The 17200-nt window shown below is 57.3% G+C and carries 19 protein-coding genes; 12 read left to right on the top strand and 7 right to left on the bottom strand.

What is annotated here, in order from left to right:
• Positions 1 to 8 precede the first annotated feature (8 nt).
• The 3 genes from ACE3MN_RS12425 to dtnK are packed head-to-tail and all read right to left on the bottom strand — an operon-like array spanning position 9 to position 2989.
• A complete protein-coding gene (locus tag ACE3MN_RS12425; RefSeq protein ID WP_024358066.1) occupies positions 9 to 770 on the bottom strand; it encodes a DeoR/GlpR family DNA-binding transcription regulator in 762 nt (253 codons plus the stop codon).
• A gap of 1 nt (position 771) precedes the next feature.
• Positions 772 to 1758, bottom strand: a complete 987-nt coding sequence (locus ACE3MN_RS12420) for a D-threonate 4-phosphate dehydrogenase (protein WP_024358065.1) — start codon at positions 1756 to 1758, stop codon at positions 772 to 774.
• Positions 1751 to 2989 (bottom strand): D-threonate kinase, encoded by a 1239-nt coding sequence (gene dtnK / locus ACE3MN_RS12415; RefSeq protein ID WP_024358064.1) that lies wholly within the window; start codon positions 2987 to 2989, stop codon positions 1751 to 1753. Before dtnK ends, ACE3MN_RS12420 begins: the two co-directional genes overlap by 8 nt.
• A gap of 176 nt (positions 2990 to 3165) precedes the next feature.
• On the opposite strand from dtnK, the gene ACE3MN_RS12410 reads away from it, so the two are divergent.
• The 6 genes from ACE3MN_RS12410 (at position 3166) to ACE3MN_RS12385 (ending at position 9055) form a co-directional block, all read left to right on the top strand.
• Positions 3166 to 4311 (top strand): iron-containing alcohol dehydrogenase, encoded by a 1146-nt coding sequence (locus tag ACE3MN_RS12410; RefSeq protein WP_004132747.1) that lies wholly within the window; start codon positions 3166 to 3168, stop codon positions 4309 to 4311.
• 18 nt (positions 4312 to 4329) lie between these two features.
• Positions 4330 to 5214, top strand: coding sequence for a dihydrodipicolinate synthase family protein (locus tag ACE3MN_RS12405; protein ID WP_049089027.1), 885 nt, complete (start codon positions 4330 to 4332; stop codon positions 5212 to 5214).
• A gap of 111 nt (positions 5215 to 5325) precedes the next feature.
• Positions 5326 to 6087 (top strand): TerC family protein, encoded by a 762-nt coding sequence (locus tag ACE3MN_RS12400; RefSeq protein WP_375364378.1) that lies wholly within the window; start codon positions 5326 to 5328, stop codon positions 6085 to 6087.
• 28 nt (positions 6088 to 6115) lie between these two features.
• Positions 6116 to 7288 (top strand): exo-alpha-sialidase, encoded by a 1173-nt coding sequence (locus ACE3MN_RS12395; RefSeq protein ID WP_375364377.1) that lies wholly within the window; start codon positions 6116 to 6118, stop codon positions 7286 to 7288.
• Positions 7285 to 7755 (top strand): YhcH/YjgK/YiaL family protein, encoded by a 471-nt coding sequence (locus ACE3MN_RS12390; RefSeq protein WP_098140730.1) that lies wholly within the window; start codon positions 7285 to 7287, stop codon positions 7753 to 7755. The genes ACE3MN_RS12395 and ACE3MN_RS12390 overlap by 4 nt, the downstream gene beginning before the upstream one ends.
• A gap of 19 nt (positions 7756 to 7774) precedes the next feature.
• On the top strand, positions 7775 to 9055 hold the full coding sequence (locus ACE3MN_RS12385; RefSeq protein WP_004132757.1) for an SLC13 family permease: 1281 nt from the start codon (positions 7775 to 7777) through the stop codon (positions 9053 to 9055).
• A 142-nt stretch (positions 9056 to 9197) separates the two neighbouring features.
• Here ACE3MN_RS12385 and ACE3MN_RS12380 read toward each other — a convergent pair whose 3' ends face one another.
• Positions 9198 to 9986: a PhzF family phenazine biosynthesis protein gene (locus ACE3MN_RS12380; RefSeq protein WP_102649763.1), complete on the bottom strand. Its 789-nt coding sequence runs from the start codon at positions 9984 to 9986 to the stop codon at positions 9198 to 9200.
• Positions 9987 to 9995: 9 nt separating this feature from the next.
• Positions 9996 to 10787: a PhzF family phenazine biosynthesis protein gene (locus ACE3MN_RS12375; protein WP_049089024.1), complete on the bottom strand. Its 792-nt coding sequence runs from the start codon at positions 10785 to 10787 to the stop codon at positions 9996 to 9998.
• Between the two features lie 205 nt (positions 10788 to 10992).
• Between ACE3MN_RS12375 and ACE3MN_RS12370 the strand changes: the two genes are divergently transcribed.
• On the top strand, positions 10993 to 12192 hold the full coding sequence (locus tag ACE3MN_RS12370) for a sugar transporter (RefSeq protein WP_024358060.1): 1200 nt from the start codon (positions 10993 to 10995) through the stop codon (positions 12190 to 12192).
• 73 nt (positions 12193 to 12265) lie between these two features.
• Here the strand turns inward: ACE3MN_RS12370 and ACE3MN_RS12365 are convergent, their stop codons facing one another.
• Positions 12266 to 12934, bottom strand: a complete 669-nt coding sequence (locus ACE3MN_RS12365) for a MarC family NAAT transporter (RefSeq protein ID WP_004132764.1) — start codon at positions 12932 to 12934, stop codon at positions 12266 to 12268.
• Positions 12935 to 13195: 261 nt separating this feature from the next.
• Between ACE3MN_RS12365 and marR the strand changes: the two genes are divergently transcribed.
• From marR to marB, 3 genes are read left to right on the top strand one after another with little or no spacing between them, the layout of a single operon-like run.
• Positions 13196 to 13630 (top strand): multiple antibiotic resistance transcriptional regulator MarR, encoded by a 435-nt coding sequence (gene marR, locus ACE3MN_RS12360; RefSeq protein WP_004102349.1) that lies wholly within the window; start codon positions 13196 to 13198, stop codon positions 13628 to 13630.
• A gap of 17 nt (positions 13631 to 13647) precedes the next feature.
• The gene (gene marA, locus ACE3MN_RS12355) at positions 13648 to 14028 is read left to right on the top strand and encodes an MDR efflux pump AcrAB transcriptional activator MarA (RefSeq protein ID WP_004102351.1); all 381 of its coding nucleotides are present in this window, start codon (positions 13648 to 13650) and stop codon (positions 14026 to 14028) included.
• Positions 14029 to 14058: 30 nt separating this feature from the next.
• Positions 14059 to 14277 (top strand): multiple antibiotic resistance protein MarB, encoded by a 219-nt coding sequence (gene marB, locus ACE3MN_RS12350; protein ID WP_004119836.1) that lies wholly within the window; start codon positions 14059 to 14061, stop codon positions 14275 to 14277.
• 32 nt (positions 14278 to 14309) lie between these two features.
• Here the strand turns inward: marB and eamA are convergent, their stop codons facing one another.
• Positions 14310 to 15209 carry an O-acetylserine/cysteine exporter gene (gene eamA, locus ACE3MN_RS12345; protein ID WP_024358059.1) on the bottom strand — a complete coding sequence of 300 codons (900 nt, stop codon included), beginning with the start codon at positions 15207 to 15209 and terminating at the stop codon, positions 14310 to 14312.
• A 192-nt stretch (positions 15210 to 15401) separates the two neighbouring features.
• Here eamA and ydeE point away from each other — a divergent pair, with 192 nt between their 5' ends.
• Both ydeE and ACE3MN_RS12335 read left to right on the top strand, forming a co-directional pair.
• Positions 15402 to 16595 carry an efflux MFS transporter YdeE gene (gene ydeE / locus ACE3MN_RS12340; RefSeq protein ID WP_024358058.1) on the top strand — a complete coding sequence of 398 codons (1194 nt, stop codon included), beginning with the start codon at positions 15402 to 15404 and terminating at the stop codon, positions 16593 to 16595.
• Between the two features lie 117 nt (positions 16596 to 16712).
• Positions 16713 to 17183 (top strand): helix-turn-helix domain-containing protein, encoded by a 471-nt coding sequence (locus ACE3MN_RS12335; RefSeq protein WP_024358057.1) that lies wholly within the window; start codon positions 16713 to 16715, stop codon positions 17181 to 17183.
• The last annotated feature ends 17 nt before the right edge of the window (positions 17184 to 17200 follow it).

The raw sequence follows: 17200 nt of genomic DNA, 5'->3' as shown, positions 1-17200 counted from the left end.
CTTCCCGGCTAGCCGGCCACGATCAGCCGGGGATGAATATGCGTTAACGCTTCGCGCGTCGCTTCCGGCAGATGACTGTCGGTAATGATATCGGTGAGTGAGTCGAGATGCGTGATATTAAACAGCGACCAGGCGCCGTATTTAGAGCTGTCCGCCAGCAGTATGCGCCGCCGGGCGTTGGCGATTAAGTCGCGCTTCAGCGCCGCTTTTTCTTCCGTTGGCGAGGTGACGCCCTTCTCCAGGTCCCAGCCGTTGCAGCTGACAAATGCCAGATCGGGCCAGATATTCTGCAGCAGGCGGCGCCCGTGATCGCCGATGCAGGACTGGCTGCTGTCGTCGATGCGCCCGCCGATGATCGTCACTTCAATTTGCTTAAACTCCGACAGGAACAGGGCGATATGCAGGTCGCTGGTGATCACCCGCAGCGGCAGATGGGTAATTTGCCGGGCCAGTTCAATCATGGTAGTCCCGGCATCGAGGACAATGGCGTCCCCGGCCTTGACCAACGCCGCCGCCGCGCTGGCGATGGCGTATTTTTCCTGCTGGCTACGCTGGGATTTCTCCTGCGTGGTCGGTTGTGCTGGAATAAACCGGTTGAGGGTCACGCCGCCGTGCGTTCGGCTGATCACCCCTTCCTGATCGAGCTTAATCAGGTCGCGGCGAATGGTCGCGGGCGAGGCGTCGGTCACCGCCACCAGCTGGTCCACTGTCACCAGATTATGGCTCTTGAGATAATCCATAATCTGCTCTAACCGGTTATATCCCTTCATGTTATTCCTGTGCGATTTGCATGGCGAGCTCAATAGAGGTAGTCATGCTGTCAGACTTAGCTTTACCTGTCCAGGCAATATCAAACGCCGTGCCGTGGTCGGCGGAAGTGCGAATAAACGGCAGTCCGGCGGTAATATTCACCCCATCATAAAACCCAAGCAATTTTAGCGGAATATGTCCCTGATCGTGATACATCGCCACGACCATATCAAACAGGCCTTCGTGGCACTGCATAAACACCGTATCCGGCGGGCACGGTCCGGTGACGTTAAGACCTTTGGCTTTCATCGCTTCTACCGCCGGCCCGACGATACGGATCTCTTCATCGCCAAACAGGCCGTTTTCACCGGCGTGAGGATTAACCCCGGCGACGGCAATACGCGGCTGGCTATAACCCACCCGGCGCAGGAAGCTATCGGCAATACCAATCACCGTCTCCACCCGCGGCTGGTTCAGGTTATCGAGGAAGTTACGCAGCGCCACGTGGGTGGAGATATGGATAACCTTGAGCTTATCGGTATACAGCACCATCGCGAAATCTTTGGTCTGCGTCAGATGGGCGAGCATTTCGGTATGCCCCGGGAAGTTGTGCCCGGCCAGATGCAGCGCTTCTTTATTTAACGGCGCGGTGGCGAGCGCGAACACCTCTCCGGCCATCGCCAGGTCGGTCGCCCGCTTGATGCAGCGGTATGCTAAATCCCCCGCCTGTGCCTGTACTTCGCCCGGGCGCAGCCCCTGCGGATCGGCCAGCGGTTCGTCGATCACGTTAATCGTGCCCGCGCTGAACTGCGCCTGCCCCGGGTTCTCAATGATTCGCAGTTCGGCGCGCGGGGTGATCCCCAGCGCCAGGATCCGCCGCAGCGTCTGCGCACAGCCCACCACGACTACCGGCGCGCCGTTGAGTTTCCCCTCAACCAGCGATTTAATAATAATTTCCGGGCCAATGCCTGCCGGATCTCCCATCGTTACCGCTATGATGTTAGTCACTCATTTTCTCCTCAATAAAGTTCACGACCTCCAGCAGGGTGGTTTCCGTTCCGAATCCGCCTGCCTTGGTCATTACCGGCCGCTGCCAGCTACTACCCAGAAAATTGCCGTACGGCACGCATTGCGCCACCCGGCCTGTAATATGAAATCCGCTGGCGCCCAGCGCCTGCGCCACGGCGATAGCCACGTCGCCGCCGGATAAATAGAGCGCCCCCGGCTGGCTTTGCGCGATGGCCAGCTCGCTCACGCGCGCCAGATACGCGCAGATCCGCTCGCCAAGCGCGGTGCGATCGACCCCGTGCTGCCGGCACAGGGCTTCAATACCCTTTCGCGCCTCGCTATCGGGACGCGTGGTGACGACGCAATGATTATTTTCACTCAATACCGCGGCGATGCATCGGGCGTCAGCGTTGGCATCGCCGCCAAACGCCCTCGCGACATCAATTTCTACGCGAACAACGCGCGAATGCGCCTCAAGCCGGGCGACCTGCTGTTGCGCAATCTCGCTCATTGAACCGACAATCGCCAGCAGCGGTCCGCGCGGTACGGCGGCCAGCCGACGCGCCAGGGCGTCACATAGCCCCGCAGCCCCCACCAGCAGCACCCGCTGCTCGCACACAGCGACCGTGGCGATAATGGCGTCCAGCTGCTGGTTTTCTTCGGCATCCACGATCAGCACCCGCGGCGTCTCAACCGTTTGTTCCAGCTCTGCCGCCAGCCCTGCGACCGTTGTCCCGCGGCACAGCACATCGCTTTGTTGAGCGACCACGACGGCGATATCCGCGCTGCTGACCGGCGTTTTCGGGTCGGTCGCGAACTCGGTTTCATTCACCGGCACGCCGTGCACATAGCACAGGCCCCGGCGCGTCACCCGGCCTGCTGTCGGAAAGGCGGGCGCCAGAACCGCTACGGCGCAGTTCAGCGCGCGCATCGTTGCTTCCAGCTCGGCGCCGAGATTGCCACGCAGCGTGGAGTCGATTTTTTTCACCGTCCAGCGCGGCTGAAAACGCGGCAACACCGCCTGTAAAAGATGCGTGATGCGCCGTGCCGCCTCTGCGGCGGGCTGCGCGCGGCTGTCGCTATTGAGGATCAGCGCCTGCGCCTCCCCCTGATAGCTGGCGGTAAACGCCACTTCCGCCCGCATCCCCGTCTCCGCCAGGCTGACTCCCGCGTCATTTGCGCCGGTAAAGTCATCAGCCAGAACCAGCACCTTGTTATCGCCGCTGCCCATCGTTTTCCCTTTTCAAGCTGTTCGATATTGATAATGATTATATTCAATCACAATTGATTAAATGTGAGCAAGCTCAAGTTATTAAATCTCGCTATAAATTATAACTTCATCCCACAATGTGAGTGGCACGCAGAAAAGATGATTAAATTTAATCATTCATTACAGAGGAGAAAAAAGTGGCAACCATTAACAGCACTCTGATTAGCGGCGCGGGCGCCTTTACCGCCCTGCTGCCGCTGCTAGCGGGCAAAAGGCGCATTTTGCTGGTCACCGACGCCAACGTGGGCAAACTCGATGCCGCGCAGCAGATCCGCGCGCTTCTGGAAGATGAGGGGCGTCAGCTGCAGGTGATGGATTCCGTACCGGCTGAGCCGAGCCAGCATGATATGGCGCAAATTCTGCGCCTCGTCAGCGCTAACCAAGCGGAGCTTATTGTCGGGATCGGCGGCGGTAGCGTTCTGGATGTGACCAAGCTGCTCTCCGTTCTGCTGCATCCCCGCTCGCCGGGGCTGGATGCGCTGCTGGCCGGCGAAAAGCCGCAGCAAAAGGTGACCTCGTTATTAATTCCCGCCACCGCCGGCACCGGTTCCGAAGCCACGCCGAACGCGATCCTGGCGATCCCGGAACAGAATACGAAGGTGGGGATTATCTCCCCGGTTCTGCTGCCGGACTACGTTGCCCTGCTGCCGGAATTGACCACCAGCATGCCCGCGCACATCGCCTCCTCTACCGGCATCGACGCGCTGTGCCACCTGATTGAGTGCTTTACTTCGACCGTTGCCAATCCGGTTAGCGATAACGCGGCGCTGATTGGCCTGCGCAAGCTGGTGCGCAACATCGAGCTGTCGGTGAGCGAGCCGCACAATCTGGCGGCGAAGCTGGAGATGCTGTGGGCCTCTTATTATGGCGGAGTGGCCATTAACCATGCGGGCACTCATCTGGTTCATGCCCTTTCCTATCCGTTAGGCGGCAAATATCACCTGCCGCACGGCGTGGCTAACGCCATCCTGCTGGCGCCTTGTATGAAGGTGGTGCGCCCGCACGCGGTGGCGAAATTCGCGCAAGTATGGGATTTGATCCCTGACGCCGATCTGACGCTTAGCGAAGAACAAAAATCTCATGCGCTGGTCGCCTGGCTGGCCGCGCTGGTGAAACGCCTGCAGCTGCCCGACAACCTCGCCGCGCTGGGCGTGCCGCAGGAGAGTATCGGCGAACTGAGCGAAGCGGCGCTGAACGTCAAACGTTTACTGAATAATGCGCCATGCAGCGTTAACCAGGAGCAGGTTGAGGCGGTTTACCGCACCCTGTTCCCAGCACAATAACACCAGGGAAGAGATGAAATGAGCAATTCAATTACCGGCGTTCTGACCGCCATCGTCACGCCTTTTACCGCCGAGGGAGCCGTAAATATTCCGGCGCTGAAGCAGCAGGTGCAGCGCCAGCTCGCCGCGGGCAACGGTATTTTCTGCGGCGGGACCAACGGCGAGTTTTTTGTGCTCAATGAAGCGGAAAAAGTCGCTGTCGCTAAAGCCTGCGTGGAAGAAGTCGCCGGTCGCGCGCCGGTGGTGGCGCATATCGGTGAAGTGTCGACTCGCGAAACGATCCGCCTGGGTAAACAGATCGAACAACTGGGCGTTGACGCGGTCTCGGTCATCACCCCCTGGTTTGTGCCGCTAAAACAGGATGAGCTGATCGCCCACTATACCGCCATTGCTGACGCCCTGAGCGTACCAGTATTTCTCTACAACATCCCGGCGCGTACCGGCAACACCATTGAACCGCAAACCGCGCGTGCGCTGGCGCAGCATCCGAACATTATCGGCGTCAAAGACAGCGCCGGCAGCTACGAAAGCCTGAAGGGTTTCCTCGATGCGGTCCGGGATATCGCCGATTTTGACGTGCTGAACGGCCCTGATTCGCTGATACACCAGGGTTTTGTTGATGGCTGCTCCGCCTGTATTTCCGGGCTGGCCAACGTCGCGCCAAAAGAGATCAACGCCATCTGGGCAAATTTTAAAGCGGGCAATGTTGAGGGCTCCCGCCAGGCTCAGGAGAGCGTCACCGGCCTGCGCACCGATCTTTATAAAGTTGCGTTCTCGCCGGCGGCGGTAAAAAAGGCGATGCAGCTGATGGGCCACGATGTTGGCGACAGCCGCTATGCGGTGAGCTTCACCTCGGCGCAGTGCGAGGAAATTAATCATATTATTGCCAAATATATTTCCTGAAGATAGCGGAAATATTTAATTAAATTCCCGGCGCTGGTTTAAACAAAAATCAGTGCTGGCAATATTTAATGTTTTGTATATAACGTCTTACGTAGCGTAAGGGATGTTTCAATGTTTATATGGATGCTTGATCCTGAAATATGGTTGACGCTGGTAACGCTCACCTTTCTGGAGATTATTCTCGGGGTCGATAATATTATCTTTCTCTCGCTGGTGGTGGCCAAGCTCCCGCCGCATCAGCAAAATGTTGCACGTAAGTTGGGATTAAGCGGCGCCATGGTTATGCGCGTGCTATTGCTGGTATCTATTGCCTGGCTGGCGCATATAACGTTGCCGCTGTTTACTATTGCGCATTTTGTCGTATCGGTGCGCACCATCATTTTATTTGTCGGTGGTTGTTTCCTTATTTACAAGTCACTGCAGGAGATACGCGGTGAACTCCAGCTGGCAGAAGAGTCGCACGGCGGCGGCCAGCGTCAGCTTTCGCTGGCCGGAGCCATCATCCAGATTATGTTGCTGGATATCGTCTTCAGCCTTGATTCTGTTATTACCGCAGTCGGTTTGTCGCAACATATTTTCATTATGATTACGGCAGTCATTATCGCTGTTGGCATTATGATGTTCGCGGCAAAAACCATCGCCGATTTTGTCAATAACACGCCAACGATGAAAATGCTCGCTTTAACTTTCCTGCTATTAGTCGGGTTATTACTGGTGGCCGACAGCCTGGAAATACATATTGCGAAAGGTTATCTCTATTTTGCCATTTTCTTTTCGCTGGCGGTAGAAACGCTCAATATTATTCGCAGCAGAAAAATCATTAAAGTTTCACAACAGCAAGACGCTTACGCCTCATTACCGATCAATAAATAGAACCCTACTGAAATAACGGAGAGTGAATATGTCTGTAACCGCAGTTCGTGACGGAATTATATCTCAGCACCCGCGGGATGAGCGCGTGGAAACCGCCATGCTCCCCTCATCTTGTCCGCAAAATCACGCGGCGAACCTGCTGCCGCTGCCGGACGGCTCGCTGATGTGCGTGTGGTTCGGCGGTACCCAGGAAGGCGTGGCCGATATCTCCGTTTGGGGATCGCGCCTGCTGCCCGGGAGTCGCCAGTGGAGCGAGGCGGTCAAATTGTCCAACGACGCCAGCCGCTCCGAGCAAAACCCGGTGCTGTTTCTGGCGCCGGATAATGTGCTGTGGCTGCTGTGGACCGCGCAGATCTCCGGCAACCAGGATACCGCCATCGTGCGCTATCGCCAGTCAACGGATCTGGGTCAGGCCTGGGGCGACATTGCTACCCTGCTCGATAAACCGGGTACCTTTATTCGCCAACCGGTGACCGTTCTGGACAACGGCAACTGGCTGCTGCCGGTCTTCTACTGCCGCACGCAGCCGGGCGAAAAGTGGGTCGGCAACGACGATATCAGCGCCGTCAAAATCTCCGCCGATAAGGGCAAAACCTGGCGCGACGTTGAAGTACCGCAAAGCCTCGGCTGCGTGCATATGAATATCACCGCCGTGCCAGGCGGCACGCTGGTCGCGCTGTTCCGCAGCCGCTGGGCCGACAACATCTACTACAGCCAGTCCGTAGATAACGGCGAAAGCTGGTCAGTGCCGGAACCGACCGAGCTGCCCAATAACAACTCATCCATTCAGGTCACCACCCTCGCCAGCGGCGAACTGGCGCTGGTATTTAACCACATGAGCGCCGCCGGCGCGCTGGAACGCCGCGCGTCGCTTTATGATGAAATCGACGATGGCGATAACAGCCGTAAAGAGCCGGAAGTCACCAGCGGCCGCTCGGCGTTCTGGGGCGCGCCGCGCGCGCCGATGACCGTAGCCATCTCTGCGGATGGCGGCAAAACCTGGCCGTGGCAGCGCAATCTCGACGAAGGCGATGGCTACTGCATGACCAACAACTCGCTGGATAAGCGCAACCGCGAATTCTCCTATCCGAGCATCAAACAAGGGGCGGACGGCACGCTGCACATTGCCTACACCTGGTTCCGTCAGGCGATTAAATACGTGCATATCACGCCCGAATGGGTGAAGGAGTCCGCGCGATGATCGTCGGCAACCTTAACGCTCTGCCGCTGGCAGGGCTTCCCCCAGCACTGCGGCAAATTCTCGCCCTTCCGCAGGCCACGCTGCAGGCGCTGAGCGCCAGGCAGGACGGGCGCTGGCAGCCGGAGGGCTGCCGCTGGTTTTGCAATATTGGCGAAGCGCATACCCAGCCGACCGCCCAGCGCCACGCCGAATATCACCAGCAGTGGGCCGATATTCAGGTGATGCTGGCGGGCTGCGAGGTGATTAACGCCGGTATGCTCTGCGTCGCGCAGGATGACGATGAAGAGCGCAAACCGGATCTGTTTATCGCCCGCGATTGCCGACTGCCGGTGGCCATCACCCTGCATGCCGGTGATTTTGCGATATTTCTGCCCGGCGAACCCCACCAGGCGCTTTGCGCGGTAGACGCGCCGGCAACGGTACGCAAAGCCGTATTTAAAGTGCCGGGCGACATGCTGGAAGGGTAAATAAGAAGGAGCAATAACAATGACAATGGAAATGATTCTGGCGCTGGGCATTCTGGTGCTAATGATAGTTCTTATTATGTCAGACAAAATGGCCTTTGGCGCACCGCCGCTGCTCGCCTGTCTGCTATTGGTTGTGACAGGGCTCGCCAACGTTCAACAGGCTTTCGCCGGGTTTGTCAACTCCAGCGTCATCATGATCGCCGGGTTTATGGTGGTGATGGCGGCGCTGCAGAAAACGCGGCTGATAGGCAACGTCAAGTCCGCGATGGTGAGTCTGGTGAACAGAGGCAGCTACAAAAGCTATGCTTTGCTGCTGTTGATTGTGATGCTCGGCGCCAGCCTGGCGGGTACCGGTTCAACCGGCTACTACGTGCTGATTCTGTCGCTGGTTTCGACCATTCCCTACAGCAAGAAGCTGCCGACCTCGAAGCTGATGATGCCGCTGGGATTCGCCACCAACCATCCGCTGTTGCCGGTTAACGTCGCGCTGCTGTTCGGCGTCACCGCAACGGTGCTGCAAACCGCCGGTTTCAACGAAGAAATTTCGATGGTGAAATTTGCGCTGGTCAATCTGGTGATGTCGCTGGCGTTTTTGGCCTGGTGCCTGATTTCGTATCGCTTTTTACCCGATCACCCGATCGCCGACGCCTCCGAGGAAGCAATGGCGGTACGCGAAGAGGAAACCGTCACTCTGCCCGCGTGGAAAGAGTACTGCACCGTCGGGGCGTTTGCCGTCAGCGTGGTCGGCATGATGCTGATGAATCAGTTAGGCAATATCGCCTATGTGGTACCGGGTCTTGCCGCCGCGTTCGTCATGATGATTAATGTCGTCGACTTCAAAGAGGTGCGCGATCATATGGGCGCGCCGGTTATCCTGATGATGGCCGGGGTTATCGGCGTCGCCGACGCGCTGGCGGGCACCGGGTTTACGGCAATGGTGGGCGATGCGGTTGCGGGCGTGCTCGGCTCCAGCGTCTCGCCGTTCGTGTTTATTTTTATCTTTGCGCTACTGACCAGTACCTGCGCCACCTTTACCGGCTCGAACATGGGTTCGGTCTATATCTTCGCGCCGATTGCGATCGCCGCCTGCACCAGCCTCGGCCTTAACCCAACCGCGGCCGCTATTGCCGTAGTGATTTCAGGCTGGAACGGCGGCTATATGCCAATTGACGGCATGCCGGCAATGATTCTGGGAATGGGTAAATATAAACTGCCGGAATTCTGGCTATTCTCGGTACCGATGTACTTAATTCGTATTCTGGCATTGTGCGTCGGCGCGATCGTTATATTCCCAATGTAATTAACGGATAAGCCCCATCGTCGTTTTACCCGCTCGTGGCGCTGGCTTTTCGTCGCGTACGCAGGATACTTCCGCCTGGTCACCCACTCAGGCTCGGGATCGGCTGGCCTGTCGCCGATCCCGTCTTATTATTACGGCCTGGTTAGCGCAGCGTGATGACGCCGTTTAAATAGGTCACCGCCTGGCCGCTCATCAAGACTCTTTCTCCCTTCAACTGGCAGCGAATATCGCCGCCGCGCGCGGAAACCTGACGCGCCAGCAGCTGGGTTTTGCCCAGCTTCGCGCTCCAGTAAGGGATCAGCATGGTATGCGCCGAACCGGTTACCGGATCTTCCCACACCGCTTCGCCGGGGGAGAAAAAGCGACTGACGAAGTCATATTCGCCGCTGCATGCCGCAGTCACGGTCACTTTATGTTCGCCGGGCGTCATCGCCGCAATATTGGGCCGCAGGGCTTCGATCTGGTCACGAGAGGCGAGTTCGATAATCCACGCGCGCCCCTTGCGGGCGTGGAGGTAGCTGTCGATCCCCAGCGCGGAGAGCATCACCGCAGGCGGTTCGCGCTCTTCGCTTTCACCCGCAGGAAAATCCAGGGTCAGCCAGTCGCCTTCACGGCTTACGGTCAGCCGACCGGAAGCGGTCGCGAAGTGAATCACCGCATCCGGAAAATCCAGGTGATGAAAAATCACGTGCGCGCTGGCAAGCGTGGCGTGGCCGCAGAGATTGACCTCGTTACGGGTGGTAAACCAGCGCAGCGCAAAACCATCGCTCTCAGGGACCACAAACGCGGTTTCCGACTGGTTGTGCTGTTGGGCCATTTTGAGCAGCAGCTCATCCGGCAGCCACTCCCTGAGCAGACATACCGCCGCCGGATTACCGGCAAAAGGCTGCTCGCTGAAAGCCGCCACCAGATAGACAGGAACGTCAGTCACCGGGTCTCCTTAGCGTAATGTTATGGTGCCGATGAGGTAGGTCGTTGCCTGACCGCCGATCAGGACCCGATCGCCCCGCCATTGACAGCGCAGGTCGCCGCCGCGGGCCGCCCCCTGCCGCGCCTGCATCTCCGTTTTGCCGAGCTTCTCACCCCAGTAGGGAATCAGCATGCTGTGCGCGGACCCGGTGACCGGGTCTTCCGCCACCGACTCGCCCGGGCAGAAGAAACGGCTAACAAAGTCATACTCTTCATCCGCGGCGCTGACACAGATCATTTTGCCGAGGCGCTGGAGCATAGGCATGTCCGGACGCACAGCCTCCACCTGCTGGCGGTCGGCTAAAATCACCAGATAATCGCGCGCCACGCGAACGTCCACCGCGTCGCTCAGCCCGAGCCCCGCCAAAAGTTCAGTTGGCGGCTGTTCAACGACCGTCGTCGCCCAGGCCGGGAAATCCAGCGTCAGCCAGTCGCCGCTGCGCGTTACGCGAAGCTCGCCGACAAAGCGGGTGCTAAACACGATTGTCGACGAGGGGTGGTCGAAATATTCAAAAATGACGTGCGAGGCCGCCAGGGTCGCGTGGCCGCAAAGGTTGATTTCGTCCAGCGTCGTAAACCAACGTAGCTCATACCCCTCATCCGTACGGACGAAAAACGCGGTCTCCGACTGATTATGCTGCTGGGCCATTTTCAGCAGCGTTTCGTCCGGCAGCCATTCGGTGAGCGGGCAAACCGCCGCCGCGTTACCGCCAAAGTTGCGATCGCTGAAGGCATCAACCAGATAAAAGCTAATTTCCTGCATTGTTCTGTCCCTCTGTTTTTTTTACTTATCGATAACATGACATAAACGCGAGAAATCCACACGTTTAATAGAAAAATTAATCTGTTAGTCGCAGAAACCTCCCCTCAACAAAAATGAGACACAGATCACAAAATGATTGTATTTTCAGCAGCAATCGTTTTAAGATCGTCCCACTTCTTTCCTCTTTGTAACCAGCCCTGAACTTATGATGACAAATACGGTTTCACGCAAGGTCGCGTGGCTTCGCGTAGTCACGCTTGCGATTGCGGCATTTATCTTTAATACCACCGAATTTGCGCCCGTGGGCCTGCTGTCGGACATCGCCGACAGCTTTGGCATGGAAACGGCGCAGGTAGGGATCATGCTGACGATCTACGCCTGGGTTGTCGCCCTGATGTCGCTGCCCTTTATGCTGCTGACCAGTAAGATGGAGCGCCGTCGCCTGCTGGTAGGCCTGTTTATCCTGTTTATCGCCAGCCACGTGCTGTCGTTCCTGGCCTGGAACTTTAACGTGCTGGTGATCAGCCGTATCGGTATCGCTTTTGCCCACGCGGTGTTCTGGTCGATTACTTCAGCGCTGGCGATTCGTATGGCGCCTGCCGGTAAACGGGCGCAGGCACTGAGCCTGATTGCCACCGGTACCGCGCTGGCGATGGTCTTCGGCATCCCAATCGGCCGTATCGTCGGGCAGTATTTTGGCTGGCGCACCACCTTCCTGGTCATCGGCCTGGGTGCGCTGGTCACCATGGTTTGCCTGATCAAGCTGCTGCCTAAGCTACCGAGCGAACACTCAGGATCGCTGAAAAGCCTGCCGGTGCTGTTCCGCCGCCCTGCGCTGCTGAGCATCTATTTGCTGACGGTCATCGTGGTGACCGCGCACTATACCGCCTACAGCTATATTGAACCGTTCGTTCAGACGGTGGCCGGGCTGAGCGGCAACTTCGCCACTCTGCTGCTGCTGACCCTGGGCGGCGCGGGGATCGTCGGCAGCATCCTGTTTGGTAAACTCGGCAACCTGCACGCTTCAGGGTTGATTAACGCCGCGATCGGCCTGCTGCTGGCGTGTTTGCTGCTGCTGCTGCCCGCTTCGCACAACGCCAATCACCTGATGCTGCTGAGCGTCTTCTGGGGCGTGGCGATCATGATTATCGGGCTCGGTATGCAGGTGAAAGTGCTGGCGCTGGCGCCGGACGCCACCGACGTGGCGATGTCGTTGTTCTCGGGGATATTTAATATCGGCATCGGCGCGGGCGCGCTGGTCGGCAGCCAGGTCAGCAGCCATCTGTCGATGGCCTCTATTGGCTACGTCGGCGCGATCCCTGCCGTCGTCGCGTTAATCTGGGCGGTGATGATTTTCCGCCGCTGGCCGGTGTCGCTGGAAGACCACCAGCCGCATCACTCCTGATAGTTCGGCGTAAAAAAAGCCTGCCGGTTGCAAAATCGGCAGGCTTTTTTATTTTTCTGGCGACGCAAAGTCGTCAGGCGTGATAAGTCGAAATAATCTCCAGCACGCCGTTGATAATAAACTGCACGCCCATGCAGACCAGCAGGAAGCCCATCAGGCGCGAAATCGCCTCAATGCCGCCCTTCCCGACCAGACGCATAATCGCGCCGGAACTGCGCAGGCAGCCCCAGAGGATAATCCCGACCAGGGCAAAAGTAATCGGCGGCGCCACCAGCACCACCCACTCCGGGAAGCTGGCGCCGTGCTTTACCGTCGACGCCGAGCTGATGATCATCGCGATAGTCCCTGGCCCGGCGGTGCTCGGCATCGCCAGCGGAACGAACGCGATATTGGCGGTCGGTTCATCCTCAAGCTCTTCCGATTTCAGCTTGGCTTCCATCGAATCGTGGGCTTTTTGCTGCGGAAACAGCATGCGGAAGCCGATAAAGGCGACAATCAGGCCGCCGGCAATACGCAGACCGGGAATCGATATGCCGAAGGTGTTCATCACCACCTGGCCGGCATACCAGGCGACCATCAGGATGGCGAACACATAAACCGAGGCCATCAGCGACTGACGGTTACGCTCGGCGTTGTTCATATTCCCGGCCAGGCCCAGGAACAGCGCCACGGTAGTCAGCGGGTTCGCCAGCGGTAGAATCACTACCAGCCCCAGGCCTATCGCTTTAAAAAGATCCATCATAGAGAATTAAGGTCCTGTAAATATTTGGATTAGCAAAAAATGACGCGCGCTGAGTATATCGTTTGCGGCCAGATTGTACCCGTTCTCCGCAGTACGCATTCATCATTCAGTCAAATCATAAGACAACAACGCGAAATAGAGTGACCTGCATCACATCATTTCGTTTTAGCAAATCGTGGCATCGGGCAATTCATCAGGTTGACTTATATTTGCCTAGGCAATAATATCTCCCGCAACTAAGTCATTGCCTGGGCAACCATTGTGAAAAGTACAAGCGACCTGTTTAACGAAATGATCCCCCTTGGTCGCTTGATCCAGATGGTTAACCAGAAAAAAGATCGCCTGCTCAACGACTATCTCTCGCCGATGGATATTACTTCCACCCAGTTCCGGGTGCTCTGTTCCATTCGTTGCGAAGTGTGTATTACCCCCGTTGAGCTGAAAACCGTGCTTTCGGTCGATCCAGGCGCGATGACGCGCATGCTCGACCGCCTGGTCTGTAAAGGCTGGATTGAACGGTTACCCAACCCGACTGACAAGCGCGGGGTGCTGGTGCAGTTGACACCAGACGGCGCAGCCCTTTGTGAGCAATGTCATCAGGTTGTGGGTCAGAAATTGCACCAGGAACTAACAAAAAATCTGTCGACGGATGAAGTGGCCACTCTTGAGTGTTTACTCAAAAAAGTTCTGTCGTAATAAGAAGAGGTAAGATGATGTCCAGACGCAATAACGACGCCATCACTATCCATAGTATTTTGTCGTGGATCGAGGATAACCTGGAATCGCCCCTGTCGCTGGAGAAGGTTTCAGAGCGCTCAGGTTACTCCAAGTGGCACCTGCAAAGAATGTTTAAGAAAGAGACCGGTCACTCGCTGGGACAGTACATCCGCAGCCGTAAGCTGACCGAGATCGCGCAGAAGCTGAAGCAGAGCAACGAGCCTATCTTATACCTGGCCGAGCGCTACGGTTTTGAATCGCAGCAAACGCTGACGCGAACTTTCAAAAACTATTTCGATGTTCCGCCGCACCAGTACCGTATTACCAACGTACCGGGCGAGTCGCGCTACCTGCTCCCACTAAACAACTGTTGTTAACCGCCTGCAAAAAGACGTATTGAGGAAATCATGAAACTATTCGCTTCCGCCGCCATCGTGCTATTGGCGCTGGCCTCAGGCCAAAGTTACGCGGAGCAAACCAGCACTCCTGTTCGTCACAACAACCGGGATGCGATGATTATTCCTTCCGAACATAATGATTCGCCTTTTGATTTTAATCACATGGCTTCGGGCAGTGATAAATCAGATGAACTGGGCGTACCGTATTACAACCAGCAAGGCCTGTAAAATCCCTTTAGCCCCGTTACCGGGGCTTTTTTTTACCCCCGCGCCGCGCCCGGACGCGCGATCCGCAGGCCAAACACGTTGATATACAGCCCGGCCAGAATCAGTACCGCCCCCAGCAGCTGCAGGCTATTCAGCGTCTCGCCGAGCAATAAGGCGGCGCTGGCCATCCCGACCACCGGCACCAGCAGCGACAGCGGCGCCACGCGCCAGGTTTCATAGCGGCCGAGCAGCGCTCCCCAGATCCCGTAGCCGACAATCGTGGCGATAAACGCCAGATACAGCAGCGACAGGATCGTCAGCAGGTCGATATCCAGCAGACTTGCCGCCATGACCTGCGGACCGTCGAGGATCCACGACGCCAGCATAAACGGCAGCACCGGGATCAGCGCGCTCCATACCACCAAAGACATAATTGGCGGCCGGCTCGCATGCGACATAATTTTCTTGTTGAAGATATTGCCGCAGGCCCAGCTCAGCGCCGCGGCCAGCGTTAGCATAAAGCCCACCAGCGGCACGTGCTGGCCGCCGAGGCTGGCTTCGACCAGCACCAGCACGCCGAAAATCGCCAGCGCGATCCCCGCCAGCTGTTTCCCCTGCAAACGTTCGCCGAAAATAAACGCCCCGAGAATGATTGTGAAAAAGGCCTGGGCCTGCAGCACCAGCGATGCCAGCCCGGCTGGCATGCCGAGACTAATTGCGCAGAACAGAAACGCAAACTGACCGAAGCTAATCGTCAGGCCGTAGCCCAGCAGCAGGGTTAGCGGAATTTTTGGCCGCGCGACGAAGAACAGCGCCGGGAAAGCCACCAGCAAAAAGCGCAGCCCGGCAAGCATCAGCGGCGGCATATTATGCAGCCCCATCTTGATCACCACGAAATTCAGCCCCCATACCACCACCACCAGCAATGCCAGCAGCCCGTCTTTACGCGTCATACCCGCCTCGGTTGTTATTGGAATTTTTGTGAACAAAATCAAAGTAACGAATAATTCGCCCGCCGCATAGATCATTATTTTCGGTAGGGCGCTGGCGTGCTTTTCATTACCGATGGGAACTATACAAGCCTCGATTAGCATGCTATTTGTGATCGTGACAACAAAAATAACATCACATCAGGCAAGGAAAAAATGATACCGACACTCAGGCGCTCAACCGCAGCGCTGCTGGCTTCGTCGTTGCTGTTAACCATTGGCCGTGGCGCAACGTTGCCTTTTATGACGATCTACCTCACCCGTCAATATCAGCTGGAGGTGGATAAAATCGGCTATGCGCTGTCGAGTGCGCTGATCGTTGGGGTGCTGTTCAGCATGGGTTTTGGCATTCTCGCCGATAAGTTCGATAAAAAGCGCTATATGACCCTGGCCGTGCTGGCGTTTATTGGCGGTTTTATCGCGATTCCGCTGGTTAACAGCGTCGCGCTGGTGGTCTTTTTCTTCGCGCTGATTAACTGCGCCTACTCCGTATTCTCAACCGTGCTGAAAGCGTGGTTCGCCGACGTACTCTCGCCGGAGAAGAAAGCGCAAATATTTTCCCTCAACTACACCTTCCTCAATATTGGCTGGACCGTCGGGCCGCCGATCGGCACCCTGCTGGTGATGCACAGCATTAACCTGCCGTTCTGGCTGGCCGCCGGCTGCGCCGCCCTACCGCTGGTATTTATTCAGCTGTTTGTTCAGCGCACCAGCGCCGCGGTTGCTCAGGATAACGCGGTCCAGTGGTCGCCGTCGGTGCTGCTGCGCGATCGCGCTCTGCTATGGTTTACCCTCTCCGGCCTGCTGGCCTCTTTTGTCGGCGGTTCGTTCGCCTCCTGTATTTCCCAGTATGTGCTGGTGGTTGCCGATAGCGACTTTGCCGAAAAAGTGGTTGCCGTGGTGCTGCCGGTCAACGCCGCCGTGGTGGTGGCGCTGCAGTATGCCGTCGGCCGTCGCCTGACCGCTCGCAATATTCGCCCGCTGATGACCTTTGGGACGGTCTGTTTTGTGATCGGACTGGGCGGTTTTGTCATTTCCGATAATAGCCTGCTGCTGTGGGGCGTCTCCGCCGCCATTTTTACCCTCGGGGAGGTTATCTACGCGCCGGGTGAATATATGCTGATCGATAACATTGCGCCGCCGGGCATGAAAGCCAGCTACTTTTCCGCCCAGTCGCTGGGCTGGCTGGGAGCGGCCTTTAACCCGATGTTAACCGGGACGATTTTGACTCATTTACCGCACTGGTCGCTGTTTGCGATATTGATGCTGGCTATTATCGCCGCATGGCTGATGATTTTCCGTGGGATGAACGTTCGTCCGTGGAACGGCAACGCGGTCGCCAGCGCCTGAGGTCAGGCGCCGTGCGGCTGTCAGGTTGCTGTCGCGTCCCTGTCGGGTTCCGATCGTGGTGCCCGACAGCCCGCTCGATAATACTCCATCTCAGGTTTTCACCCGGAGATAGAAACAATGAACAACAGCAATCAGGTTAAACAATTACGTTTGCAGCGCGCCTGGTCACAGGAGCAGCTTGCCGAACTGGCCGGCCTGAGCGTGCGCACCATTCAGCGCATCGAGAACGGCGACCGTCCCGGCCTTGAGACGCTCAGCGCGCTTGCGGCGGTGTTTGAAGTCAACGTCGCCGAGATTAGCGGCGAGTCGCCGGAGGGTCATGAGGAGTCGCTGGATTTGCGCATTGAGGAAGCTAAAGCCCGCGTCGAACGCGAGAGCCGTTTTTTCCGTTCTCTGACGGTAGCCGTGGTCGTGTGCGTTCTGCTGGCGCTGCTGAACTGGCTGACTGGCGCAGACAGCTACTGGTCCGCATGGGTGGCCATCATCTGGGGGACGCTGCTGGCGGTTAAAGGGTTGCGCCTGTTTGTTTTTGGCGAATGGATCAACAGCTGGCGTCAGGCGCGTCTGCAGCGGCTGCTGCGCAAATAGCCCTCTGAGCGTTTTTC

The organism is Klebsiella grimontii (assembly GCF_042137965.1).
In the GTDB taxonomy this organism is placed as follows: Bacteria; Pseudomonadota; Gammaproteobacteria; order Enterobacterales; family Enterobacteriaceae; genus Klebsiella; species Klebsiella grimontii.
Note: the sequence above shows the minus strand (reverse complement) of the source record. Positions and strands in the feature narration are given on the sequence as shown.

What these genes read in the sequence shown, in the direction of transcription:
- marA (WP_004102351.1), top strand. Translation starts at nt 13,648, where the DNA reads ATGTCCAGACGCAATAACGACGCCATCACTATCCATAGTATTTTGTCG.
- ACE3MN_RS12370 (WP_024358060.1), top strand. Translation starts at nt 10,993, where the DNA reads ATGATGACAAATACGGTTTCACGCAAGGTCGCGTGGCTTCGCGTAGTC.
- ACE3MN_RS12335 (WP_024358057.1), top strand. Translation starts at nt 16,713, where the DNA reads ATGAACAACAGCAATCAGGTTAAACAATTACGTTTGCAGCGCGCCTGG.
- ACE3MN_RS12385 (WP_004132757.1), top strand. Translation starts at nt 7,775, where the DNA reads ATGACAATGGAAATGATTCTGGCGCTGGGCATTCTGGTGCTAATGATA.
- ACE3MN_RS12390 (WP_098140730.1), top strand. Translation starts at nt 7,285, where the DNA reads ATGATCGTCGGCAACCTTAACGCTCTGCCGCTGGCAGGGCTTCCCCCA.
- ACE3MN_RS12425 (WP_024358066.1), bottom strand. Translation starts at nt 770, where the DNA reads ATGAAGGGATATAACCGGTTAGAGCAGATTATGGATTATCTCAAGAGC.
- ACE3MN_RS12395 (WP_375364377.1), top strand. Translation starts at nt 6,116, where the DNA reads ATGTCTGTAACCGCAGTTCGTGACGGAATTATATCTCAGCACCCGCGG.
- ACE3MN_RS12365 (WP_004132764.1), bottom strand. Translation starts at nt 12,934, where the DNA reads ATGATGGATCTTTTTAAAGCGATAGGCCTGGGGCTGGTAGTGATTCTA.
- dtnK (WP_024358064.1), bottom strand. Translation starts at nt 2,989, where the DNA reads ATGGGCAGCGGCGATAACAAGGTGCTGGTTCTGGCTGATGACTTTACC.
- ACE3MN_RS12405 (WP_049089027.1), top strand. Translation starts at nt 4,330, where the DNA reads ATGAGCAATTCAATTACCGGCGTTCTGACCGCCATCGTCACGCCTTTT.
- ACE3MN_RS12375 (WP_049089024.1), bottom strand. Translation starts at nt 10,787, where the DNA reads ATGCAGGAAATTAGCTTTTATCTGGTTGATGCCTTCAGCGATCGCAAC.
- eamA (WP_024358059.1), bottom strand. Translation starts at nt 15,209, where the DNA reads ATGACGCGTAAAGACGGGCTGCTGGCATTGCTGGTGGTGGTGGTATGG.
- marB (WP_004119836.1), top strand. Translation starts at nt 14,059, where the DNA reads ATGAAACTATTCGCTTCCGCCGCCATCGTGCTATTGGCGCTGGCCTCA.
- ACE3MN_RS12400 (WP_375364378.1), top strand. Translation starts at nt 5,326, where the DNA reads ATGTTTATATGGATGCTTGATCCTGAAATATGGTTGACGCTGGTAACG.
- ydeE (WP_024358058.1), top strand. Translation starts at nt 15,402, where the DNA reads ATGATACCGACACTCAGGCGCTCAACCGCAGCGCTGCTGGCTTCGTCG.